The organism is uncultured Campylobacter sp. (assembly GCF_938040115.1).
GTDB lineage: Bacteria > Campylobacterota > Campylobacteria > Campylobacterales > Campylobacteraceae > Campylobacter_A.
In genome coordinates this window covers 1-1,379 of the sequence record NZ_CALHXD010000159.1, presented here as the reverse complement: position 1 = coordinate 1,379, position 1,379 = coordinate 1, and the positions used below count along the sequence as shown (strand labels likewise).

2 protein-coding genes are annotated in these 1,379 nt (G+C 43.6%); one reads left to right on the top strand and one right to left on the bottom strand.

Annotation, left to right across the window (positions count from 1 at the left end):
* Positions 1-150 precede the first annotated feature (150 nt).
* A complete protein-coding gene (locus tag Q0314_RS05630) occupies positions 151-522 on the top strand; it encodes a DUF805 domain-containing protein (protein WP_298057413.1) in 372 nt (123 codons plus the stop codon).
* Between the two features lie 642 nt (positions 523-1,164).
* Here Q0314_RS05630 and Q0314_RS05625 read toward each other — a convergent pair.
* Positions 1,165-1,379, bottom strand: a 215-nt coding sequence (locus tag Q0314_RS05625; RefSeq protein WP_298057412.1) for an endolytic transglycosylase MltG, incomplete at its 5' end; no start/stop codon positions are given.

Sequence of the window (1,379 nt, the reverse complement as noted above, 5' to 3'; positions counted from 1 at the left end):
CTCATAAATTTAGCCCGCGAGCGCGTTTTGGAGCAGTTTGGCGTCGAGCTAAAAATAGAAGTGGTAATTCTTTCAATTTAGCTTTTCAGGCGCGCTTTGATCGCATGCTAGGCCTATTTTAGCGGATTAAGTTGTTTAAAAGGATAAAATATGATCTTTGCCGAATCGGTAAAAAGCTGCCTTAACGGCTACGTAAAGTTTGACGGCAGAGCGCCTAGGTCGGAGTACTGGTGGTTTGCAACCTTTAATCTATTAGTAGGCGCGCTGGCCCTTTGCGTAGATCTAAGCATATCGGTCATATACGAAATACCGGGGATCATCTTTAGCCTTGCGGGCTTAGCCCTTTTGTTACCCAACCTCGCAGTCTGCGTCAGAAGACTTCACGACCTAAACAAAAGCGGCTGGTGGGTGCTGCTCTTTTTTATTCCGATCATCGGCCATATCGTTTTAATAATATGGTTTGCTACACGCGGCATGGTAGGGGCAAATAGCTTCGGCGAAGACCCGTTAGCGGCAGCTTAAAGAGGCTAAAAATATCCGCAAAAGGCGGCGCAAAGGAAAAGACGAGTTATTGTTTTTGCGCGGGCGGCGTCTAGTTTTTGCAGTTTATAGACAAATTTACCGCCAAAGCTTAGCGCCGCTATGAAATTTTACGCACGCAAAGGAAATACAAAATGAAAAATCTTTTTATAAATAACGAATTGCGCGATATTTCGGTATGCGGCGAGAACCTGGGCGGAGCGATTTTTGACGGTTTGTCGGTTAGGGATGCGAAATTTATTCAGTGCGATTTTTCAAATGCGAGAATAGGCCTACGAAAAAACGTTAGTTTTGAAAATACCGTTTTTCAAAAGGTAGATTTCCGTAGCGTCGGACAAGTAAATGCGGTTTACGATAATTGCAAATTTATCGGTTGCGATTTTCGCGGAACGAGATTAGACGACTTATCGACGAAATATTTCTCGTGTTTATTTGATAAATGTAAAATAACCAACCAAAAATTTTTAGTAAATAATTTTCAAAAAAATACGATTATCGGGAAAATATCCTAAGTCCAGTTTATCGGCGACAACCAAAGATTAGGCAAGCTTGACGAGTTAAATTTAAACCTATCCGCCTGCAAAATCTCGTTTTTTAAATTTAATGCCGAAACGGCCTTAAATTTTACCTCTGCGCCTTTATGTTGCGCTCGTGCTCGGCTTGCGTACGCGCAAAATCGTGAAGCCCGGTCTTTTTATTTCGCATAAAATACAGATACTCGCTCTTTGCGGGCGCGAAAACGGCTCGTATCGCATCGCGAGAGACCACGCATACGGGCTCTTTGGGAAGTCCGTCGTTGAGGTAGGTATTGTAGTGGCTGGTGTCGGTGCGGATGCGCT

Coding starts and splice junctions, on each gene's coding strand:
- Q0314_RS05630 (WP_298057413.1), top strand. CDS start 151: ATGATCTTTGCCGAATCGGTAAAAAGCTGCCTTAACGGCTACGTAAAG.